At 44.6% G+C, this 10,393-nt stretch carries 3 protein-coding genes; all 3 read right to left on the bottom strand.

Annotated elements, in window-relative coordinates; all coding sequences use genetic code 11:
* Nucleotides 1-17 precede the first annotated feature (17 nt).
* The gene (locus ABWY16_RS21090; protein ID WP_353906645.1) at nucleotides 18-2,912 is read right to left on the bottom strand and encodes a putative phage tail protein; all 2,895 of its coding nucleotides are present in this window, start codon (nucleotides 2,910-2,912) and stop codon (nucleotides 18-20) included.
* A gap of 147 nt (nucleotides 2,913-3,059) precedes the next feature.
* The gene (gene galA / locus ABWY16_RS21095; protein ID WP_353906646.1) at nucleotides 3,060-5,501 is read right to left on the bottom strand and encodes a beta-galactosidase GalA; all 2,442 of its coding nucleotides are present in this window, start codon (nucleotides 5,499-5,501) and stop codon (nucleotides 3,060-3,062) included.
* 84 nt (nucleotides 5,502-5,585) lie between these two features.
* Nucleotides 5,586-9,716, bottom strand: coding sequence for a hybrid sensor histidine kinase/response regulator transcription factor (locus tag ABWY16_RS21100; RefSeq protein WP_353906647.1), 4,131 nt, complete (start codon nucleotides 9,714-9,716; stop codon nucleotides 5,586-5,588).
* Nucleotides 9,717-10,393 lie beyond the last annotated feature (677 nt).

The raw sequence follows: 10,393 nt of genomic DNA on the forward strand, positions 1-10,393 counted from the left end.
GTTTATCCAAAAAACGCCTATCGGAAAGTGTTCCCTTGGTTAGCTGTATCCGGCATATTATCAGGATTAATCTGTACGCCGCGTCCTAAAGCTAACATTGCTTTATAGATGACCTGATTAAGCCTCCGGACTTCAAGCAGGTTCAGATACTTCGTTATTCCATAACAACCTACAGTGGCATTGGAAAAATTTCTTGTATCTGCTAAACGCATAGCTCCCTGGGCCAGCAGTGCCAGGTTGATTTGTCCGCCTGGTACCAGCTGGTTTCGCAATACCAGATTAAACCGGGCTGGTCTTGTTGCCATATCAATATAATTGAGCTGGCGGCCTTTTGTCTGACCGGAAAAAATAAATCCGGGCAACTCCGTATAGGTAGTGTCTATAATCGCCATTCCCAATCCTGTTAAAACATTTCCGTTTTTGCGGATCAGGTAAGCAGCATTGTCAGCGCCATAACCACCAATATAAGCAGCCTGAGCAGATGTACCCTCTGCTGTGAGGTTTACAAAAATTCCAAAATCTTTGTAATCGAAATCCTTCACCTGCCCGATTACCCCATATTTGCTGGTCCCATCGCCTTTCCAGCCGGTAGTTTTGGTAAAATCAGCACCGGTAAAACTCCTGCTGGCAAAATATTTATACATAGATTTCTCCCAGCCCAAAACAGGTATCCTGGATGCAGCTGAGTCGCCAAGCATAGGATTGATCATCTCTATTTTATTGCGAAAACCACCCACATACAAGTCGGTAAGCAGCTGCCTGCCCACTACAGTATCAGTAGTGCTAAGCTTGCCTCCCAGATTCTTCACCAGGTCAGTATATACCTTCCAGTCAAGCTCCGGATTTTTCTGCAATGGGATATAGTTAAGATCTGCAAAAACAACTGCATTTGCATCCCGGGTGTTTACTACAAAATCCTTATCCGCACGGTAGCTGCCCGCCTGATCAATAAAACGGTTATTGGATACGTCTATACGATCACTTAGCGGCCGCTGCAGATTAAATGAGAACTGGGTATAATTCCATCCCTTGAAAATATTGTTTTTAACGATTATGCGTTCGGCAGGGATTTTAAGCGTTGGCGTTACACTGGATACACTTCCCCTTACAATGTTGCCCAGCGCGGGCGCATTGCCATCCGGATACCAGGCAGGCCCGAATCTGTTTACATAGTTGTCCTGCACATCTATATTCATAGGGTCTGTCCGGGCCATGAAGGTTTCTGTATACCCAACAAATGTATTCCTCTTTACCGTCAGGGCATTGCCGAACACAAACCGGGAATTTACATCTACCTGATTGGTTACTCCGTATGGCAGTCCGTCAGAATAACCAAAAATACTGACGATGTTTCCGATAATCGTATTGTCTTCTATCGAAACCGTTCCCGGTCCGTAAATAGATATTCCGAGCGTACAGCGGTCTGCATAGATGATATTATGGCTGATAACTATAGCTGCCCGGGATGAAGCTTTGAAACCGAGGATATCACTTGCGTTAATCACAGTGCTGGCATCCGAAATAAAGATCCTGTTTTTGACTATCCGTCCGTTGCTGGTAGAAATACCCACATTGATAGCTGAATTCAGCGTTACATTATTGATTTTATGCAGATGTATATCGCAGTCCTCCACATCAAAATTATAGTTGAATTCTGAAAAATCTATTGTGGATTGAAAGAACTTTGTTGTCTTGAATTTGATATCTCCAAAACTGCGGGCCATTTGCGAGGTTCTTACGCCATCAGAATAGACTTCACTGTTATTCAGTATCATATCCCTGCCACCGTCACCATCCAGCCACAGACCTGCAGAAGTTAAACCGTTATGTGATACCAGTCTGATGCGGTTAAAATAAGACTTGACAGAATTTGAGACCACCAGTCCATTCCTGTGCCCGTCTATAGTCATGTCCTCCACGGTAGTATTATAAGTAGTGGAAGGAGTCAGGTAAATAGCTCTCGCTTTATATACTTTTGTACCAGCTGGGAGTACATCTGTACCGTTGCCTTTACCCAGGTTTCTGAGGGTTACATTATTCCCTGAAACTGCAGTTACCTGGTAGAGGTCGTTGCCCAGCGATATCGCCACATTGGCACTCATAACAGGAGGCATACTAATTTGTGCAACAGCAGTTGCATTGACTGCCGGAGGAGTAAATGCTGCTGTTAAAACTCCGTTCCAGGAGCTTTTGGCAGCGGTATAATCCCTGGAGAAATTGTACTTAAAAAACAATTTGTCGCCGATCAGCGTATCTACCACCTGGAATTCCCCGTAAAACTGATCATAGTAGTTTGCGCCTGCATTTAAAAACAGGACTGTATTTTTTTTAAAGGCTGATTTATCCTGTCCGGCTTTCAACCTGATATAACCCTGACCAACAGCGGCAGTATCCGTATAAGTATAGAGTGTAGCCGGATTTAAACTCCATCCTGCGTCGCGATAGGGCGCCAGCAATAAACCAAAGGCATTACTTGGCTCTGGTGTGACCAGATAGGTTGCGTTGATGCCGTCGCCTTTCATAGACAGATTGCTTCTGTATACTCTCCATCCATTGGCGTCAGACATGTACCTGCCCTTTGGAAAGTATATAGTCCCCCCTTCCGGTGGCAGGGCCGTTTTGGCAAGATCCCAGGCGGGAATGTCATTGGTAATACCATCTCCTTTGGCGCCAAACCACCGGATATTCAGTGGGCCGCTGTATATCCTTTTGTATGTACCCCCGGTAGCAGTATTTCGCAGTATTGTTCCTGTATTGTCAGTGGCAGCCACGGCTGCCGAATAATTCCATATTCCTCCGCCATAATCTGTTGTCTGATAAATCACACTGGTATCCGGAACAGTCAGCGCGCGTAAACCGGCAACTGTATAAGTTTGTGCGTTTGCCCGGTAAGTAAGTATACCGACAGCCATTAAAATTGATATTAACACCTTCATCTCGTTTATATCTAAGGTTAGTAATAAGTTAGTTATCTCTTCTAAATTAGAAGATTTAACGTGCTAACCCTATCTCTGTGGGCACATAGACCACAGACAAAAGACCCAAAACGACTGCCTGTTTTACATGGCCGAAGGGTAGTAATATCCCGCTTTTATGGTAATGACAATTTTAGCCTGTTTCATGCCTGCCGAAGTAGCTATCAGTGTGATACTGCTATCAGTATGGATCTCATCAGACTGAATAATCAGCTGTGCGAGCCCATTGAACAAACTTCTGGAACTGCCCTTTTCAGGCTCGTGGGAATTTGGGTCGCCATTGCCAAGGCCGATAATGCGACCGGGACCTGTAAGTTTAAATTTCACATTATTCTGTGCGTCGGGGACTGCCCGTCCTTTTGCATCCAGCAATCGTACTGTAATGGGCATCGCATCCAATCGATTGCCGGCTAAGCTCAGCCTGTCGGGAATCAGTTGCAGCTGTACAGGCTTGCCCGCGGTTTCGACTATACATCGGGAAACCTCTTTATTTTTAACATAGCCTATGGCCATTAATTTCCCTGGCTGATAAGGCAGCTGCCAGGTGTTCATTTCATATTTATCCACTGGCTGTTCTCCTACCAGTTTCCCGTTAAGAAATAGTTTAACAGTCTCTGCATTGCTCATTGCCATTACATTTACAGGTTTGCCAATGCTGTCCGGAGGCCAGTTCCAGTGTGGAACCAGGTTTAAAACAGGTTTGTCATCTACCCACTGTGCCTGATGGATATAAAACGCAGTTTTTGGAAACCCGCAGATATCCATTGCGCCAAAAAACGAACTTGCCGATGGCCAGCCAAAGGGGGACGGTTCGCCATGGTAGTCAAAACCCGTCCAAACAAACGCACCTGCCATAAAGGGACGTTCTGCGATCTGCTTCCAGGCATTACGGTGTGAAGTCCCCCAGGAAGCATATTTTGTATCATAAGCATCCAAAATATGTTTGGCGGAATCCGTCTGATAAGCACCACGGGTCATGAATGCCGAAACATCCTCCGAACTGGTCATGCATAAACCCGGGTTCTCTTTGTGAAACCGGTCATAGGAGCCGATCTGATAATTGAAACCAACTACATCCACTGCCTTTGAAACATTGAGCGGACTAAAAAATCCACCATTCATTGCTGCTGTTACAGGTCTGGTCTGATCCAGCTTTTTCACTTCATGGTTCATTCTGCGTACCATCTCATACCCCTGTTCTGTTGCCTGCACTGGTTCTTCATTGAATACCGACCATAAGATAATACTTGGATGGTTCCGGTCCCTTCTTACCATCCATTGCAGCTGCCTTACATATTCTGGTGAGGAATTAAAATTCCTGTTCTCATCCATGACCAGGATTCCCATCTGGTCACACAGATCAAGAAATGCTGCCGAAGGCGGATTATGGGAACACCTGTACGCATTTACCCCCATCTCTTTCAGCTTCTTCAGCCTGAAAGCTGCAATTGACAAAGGCATGGCTACGCCTACTCCGGCATGATCCTGATGGTTACAAACGCCTTTTATCTTCATGCGCTTCCCATTGAGATAAAATCCTGAATCTGCATCAAACCTGATACTGCGGAAGCCGCAGTTTGTCCATAAAGAATCTGTCAGCAAACCATTGACTTTTACGATGGTCTTCACCCGGTATAGCGAAGGCTGCTCTACAGACCAAAGCCGGGGCTTATCTGCCTTCAGGCTGATAGCTACAGAACCAGTATCCAGCGCAGGAATAAAAACCTGATTACTTTTCTTATCTACCATTTTACCTGAAGCATCCCAGACACTCAGTTCTACATCAGCCTTTAAAGATCTTTCTCCTGAATTTTCCAGCGTTATGGATGCCGGTATTACCCATTTCTCAGCAGTTAATTTTACAGGATTCGCATAGACTCCATCAGTAATTACGTGTAATGCGGGACGTTTCATCAACCAGGTATCCCTGTATATTCCTGCTCCTTCATACCACCAGCCTTCCTGTGCATCGGCATCCACCCGCAGGGCGATTGTATTCAAAGAGTCTCCATATTTTGCAAATGCCGTAATATCAAGGCAGGCAGAAGTATAGCCGCACCAGTTTCTGTGTACCACGGAGCCGTTGACCCAAATCGTAGCATATGTAGCTATGCCTTCAAACTGTATTTCCAGGTGTTTGCCTCTGTCTTCCCGGTCCAGTTTGAACTGCCTTCTGTACCAGCCGTATCCTCTTTTCCTGAATCCCTGGGAGAGGTTTGCCGATTGCTCTACCGGATTATCCGCAGCCCAGTCGTGCGGTAAGGTCAGCACTGTCCAGAGCCGGTCATCATAACCCGGTGCGGCTGCACCACCAGCCTGCCCTGCCTTGGCATTCATATAACTCTTCTCATGTCCCATTATCTCCGGGAAGGGGATATCCCCTGCATGAAACCGCCAGCCTTTATTCAGGGATAGTTTTTCGGCTTTAAAAACCGGGGCAGGAGCCTGTGACTTTGCTTGGAAAACAAGTGCGGTAAGCAACAGGCCTGCTATGAAACGACTATAAATTTTGTAGGGAATATTCATTTGAAATGATTTATGAGGCAAAATTAGCAAACCACAATCCCGCAATATGTATCACAATTTCATTCTGCTGTACAATTCATCAGCTTACACATGGATCCGCTGCTGCGAACGGTATTCACTTGGCGAACATTGAAAGCGTTTTTTAAACTCCCGGTAAAAATGGCTCTGGTTATTGAAGCCGGAGCGGTAAAAAATTTCGGATACCGTTAGCTGTGTGGATTGCAGCAAATGTACAGTGTGGTGTAACCGGATGTGTTTGATAAACTCTCCGGGGGTCATGTTAGAAAGCGATTTCAGCTTGCGGTACAACTGCATTTTGCTGATGGCCAGCCTTGATTCCAAAAAGGCGGCATCCATCTCTGTATCCTCCAGGTTTTCTTGTATAATCTGTACCAGGTTATTTAAAAACCGCTTGTCATTATCCGCGAGGTTTTTCTCTTCCAGCCCTACTGAAGGTCCTTCTGTTTTAAAAATATCATGAAGACGCTGTCTGTATTCCAGCAGTTTCCTGACCCTCACCAGCAAGTGCATGGTATCAAAGGGTTTCGGAATATAGGCATCCGCGCCAGCGTCATATCCCTCTGTTTTTTGTTCAATAGAACCTCGTGCAGACAATAAAATAAACGGAATATGACAGGTGTCAGGCGAGTTTTTCACTTTGTAACACAACTCAAGGCCATTGACCTCAGGCATCATTACATCACTGATGATCAGGTTTGGTGTAACAATCATCAGCAGCTCTATCGCCTGCCGGCCATTCTCTGCCTCATATAAAATATAGTTTTCCTCCAGCAGATCTTTGAGCAGGAACCGGATCGCGGGTTCATCTTCTACAATCAGGATCGATTTCTTTTCTGTTTGCTCCAGACCGGCAATTAATGCCCGTTTGTTGTTCTCTTTTGTACTCAGCTGTTCATGGTCATCGTTATTGGCGGTAATGGAGCGGAGCAGATAAGATGGCGTATGTGCAAGGGGACTTTGTACAACATCAGGTTCTGCCTGCGCTTTTACCTTGTTAAGGAGTGGAAGTATCACCTTAAAAATGATCCAGTTGTTCTCATTCAGGGCATTGATTGTTCCCTTCAGCAATTTGACGAGCTCACGTGTAAAGGCCAGGCCTATACCGTTACTGTATTTATCACTCTGCCCTGAATCCACCACAAAGAACTGTTCAAATATTTTTGAAAGCTGAACCGGGCTAAGCTGGCATCCCGAGTTCTTCACTACAATCTGCAGCATATCTTTATTAGGGTCGCGGCTAACTTCAAATATGATGGATTGATTCTGATCTGAATGTTTGAAAGCGTTGGACAATAAGTTGAAGATAATTTTCTCCAGCTTATCCTTGTCCATCCAGCCTACTATTCCGGGATCTACTTCAATGGAGTACTCCAGGTTCTTCTTGTCACACAGCGGCACAAAGAGTTCGGCAATATTTGCCAGCAGGCTGGAAACGTCCAGGTAACTTTCCTGACTTTTTAAATGTCCGGCCTCTGCTTTTCTGAAATCCAGTAACTGGTTGACAAGGTACGTGAGCCTGGAGGACTGCTGATGTACAACCGACAAAAAATAGGCTTCTTTTGGTTGGTTTACCATCCGGCTGTTGCGGTAAAAGAAACGTTCAATTGAGCCGTTGATTAAGGTTAGCGGAGTCTGAAGCTCGTGAGTGATATTGGTAAAGAAACTGAGTTGCTCCTGATGTATTGCCACATCTTTTAAACGCAGCAGACGCTCAGTTTCAAGCGCATTCCGCTGTTTGGACTTTTTGGTTAAAAAGTTCGTCAGCAAAACAGTCAGTACTGACAAAATAATAAGGTAGGCTACGATTGCCCACCAGGTTTCCCATGGCGGGGGCAAAATATTAATTTTAAGTACGGCAGGCCGCTGGTTCCATTTGCCATAGTTATTGGCAGCTTTCACTTTAAAGTAATAGGTTCCCGGATCAAGATTGGTGTAGGTAATGGAGCGTTCGTTTGCCGTAGTGTAAATCCAGTCTTTATCAAAACCTTCCATCTGATAGGCATAGGAATTATTCGCCGGATCTGAAAAATGAAGCCCGATGAAGCCCAGTGTAAAAACATTGTTTTTATAGCCAAGCGAAATTTCCCGGGTGTGGTTCAGGCTCTGTTCCAATATTATTTCACCATTATATGTGCTGTCTATCGCTACCTCCTCGTTGAATAACTTTAATTCAGAGATCATCACTTCCGGCAAAACGTGACTCTTGGAGATCTTATCAGGATCGAAAATCAGTATGCCGTCTGAAGTGCCGAATAACAACTGATGGGGACTAAACTTATAGGCGCAGCTAAAACTGAAATTCAGCGTTGGCAGGTAAGGCTCAAACTGTTCCCTGGCAATATCCATCCGTGCTAAGCCTTTGATAGAACTGATCCATAAAAAATTCCCTTTCTCGGTCAGTATCCCGTTTACGGATTTATCCGGAAGGCCATCTTTTTCAAAATAATTCCTGATTCTTAGCCGGTACAACCCTTTGCGCTGTCCCTGAAGGGTCAGTTTGTTTAATCCCGATTCAGAACCTGCCCAAAGCACATTTTTTGGGTGTTCTAGGATTGAATAGATGATATTCCCTGAAACGTGCTCCCCTGCCTTGTTTCCTGAAACCCTAATGAACTTACCTGTAAGCGGATCAAAGTAGCTTAACCCGGAAGTTTCAAAGCCAATCCAGATTTTACCGTTGTGGTCTTCAAATAAAGAGCGTACAAAAGAGGAGCTCAGGCTTTGCATATCTTTTGGGTCATGCTTGTAAGTCACATGGCTACCATCCTTTTTAATCTGCAGCAGTCCGTCATTTTTTCCCAGCCACAGGTTTCCTCTACGATCTTTAAGAAATGCGAAAACCGCTCCCCCTTCGCTGATTTTCACTGAACTGTTGGGTTGCTGCTGGTTGAGTTGCAAAGCACCTCCCAGGGTACCCAGATATACCTGGTTATGTTCATCAACGTACAAGGAACGATGCGAGTTGAAGGCTGGCGACAGGTGATTGAGCCTGAAAGTCTGTGTGGTATTTTGTACCAGATTGTACTTGTAAATGGCATTCCGGGCCGTACCCATCCAGATATCTCTTCCGTTGATGGAATATAAACTGCGTACCTGATCTTCTGCCCTGGGATCCTGGAAGGTGAAATACTGAAAAGACAGGGCATTCAGGTCTAACTTATTCAGCCCCATCTCCGTTCCGCACCAAAGGTTGTTGGTGCGGTCAATAAATACCTGGTAAACGGTATTGTGACTTAAACTCTGGCCGTTTAGGGGATTATTTTTGTACAGATGCAGTTTGGCAGCGGTTGTACCTGGTTTCTGAATTCTTGCCAGCCCCTGATCTGTGGCGAGCCACAAATCGCCAGATGGAGATTTGCAGAGGTCAAACACCTCGGTATGCGAAAGATCCTGGTCAGGATAAATATTCAGGTCCTTATTTTGCTGGTACCTTCCTGTCTGGGCATCATACCCCAGCCGGATCATCCCCTGTGTGGCCGTTGCAATATACAGGTCTCCTTTATCTTCCATCAGCGACCAGAAATAATTCCCGTAAGGGTCTGGCTTAACTTTTAGCTGGTAGAAATTCGAAACGTTGGTTTTGGTATTGTACTGAACTACACCTGATGCTGTGGCAATCCAGATCTGATCGCCTTCCGACTTAATAATTTTACTGATATAAGTATTCAGGGGAGATTGCTTAAAAGTCTGAAACTTACCTGTTACAGGGTCAAACCTCGCCAATCCATCCTGTGTACCCACCCAAAGTTTACCGGAGGGATCAAAATGTAGTGCGGTGATTTTATTGGAAAACAGAGAACTTTTATCAGAGGGGGTATTTTTATAGCTTTTAAACTTTTCCTTTTTGCTGTCAAAAACGTTCAGGCCACTGAGTGTTCCTATCCAGATATTGCCTGCTGCATCTTCACAAATGGCAAAAGCCCAGTTGCCTGATATGCTGGAACTGCTGTTCTGGTTGTAATATTTCCTGAATCCGTAGCCATCGTATTTTCCAATACCATTCATCGTGCCTACCCACAGGTATCCCCTGCTGTCCTGGAAAATTGAACGTATCCGGTTTTCAGGCAAACCCTCCTTATTCGAAAAACGGTCAAATAAAAGATCAGGAATAATCTTATCTCCGGGTCCTTCTGCGTTTTGGGGGGATGCCGCCAACGACATACCCATCAGAAATAGTATCAGATAAAGCCTCATTTCAATTGGAATGATTTATATTGGTCAGATATACTGCAAAAATAAATATTAATTCCGATTGGATTTAATTACCTGGGTACAGGATGTATCCTATTACATGTAGCACTGTGAAATATCAGGTTTTGTACATACAAATGTTAGTACAGTATAGTTTTGTGTAGTGTTGGGAATCGTTCAGCAAGTTGTTTGAATATGAACACCTCGCCCGGGCTTAAAAGCTAAACCGCTTGAAGCAGAACCTTAAACTTAATAAGCTTCTTCGGCCTTAAATTAGCGCAGCAATATTCGGACTGGCGGCATTTACTGTGGAAAGAAGATCAAAAGAAATAGCAATAAGAAAAGTGCTGGGCTGTAACAGGTCAGGAATGTTCTATTTGTTATCAGCTTATTTATTGAAGAGATCTTTACAGCAATTGGGATTGCCTTTCCAGTTGCCTATCTTATTACTAAAAACTGGTTGAACAGCTTCTCCTATAGAATATCACTAGAGTGGTGGCATGTCGCCGCTGCAGGCACGATGGCAATATTGATCGCTTTTCTCTCCGTAGGAGCCCAGATAATGAAGGTAGCGGGCAGTAATCCCGCTGTCTTTTTAAAAGAATAAATTCCCTTCGGCTTCCTAAAGCTGAGGGGAATTTATTTGATAGTTTTATGCAATATCTTGAGCTAAGAGGTTA

The organism is Pedobacter sp. (assembly GCF_040513095.1).
Lineage (GTDB): Bacteria > Bacteroidota > Bacteroidia > Sphingobacteriales > Sphingobacteriaceae > Pedobacter.

Bases quoted from the DNA above. Each gene is read 5' to 3' on its own strand.
- ABWY16_RS21100 (WP_353906647.1), bottom strand. From the start codon at position 9,716: ATGAGGCTTTATCTGATACTATTTCTGATGGGTATGTCGTTGGCGGCA.
- ABWY16_RS21090 (WP_353906645.1), bottom strand. From the start codon at position 2,912: ATGGCTGTCGGTATACTTACTTACCGGGCAAACGCACAAACTTATACA.
- galA (WP_353906646.1), bottom strand. From the start codon at position 5,501: ATGAATATTCCCTACAAAATTTATAGTCGTTTCATAGCAGGCCTGTTG.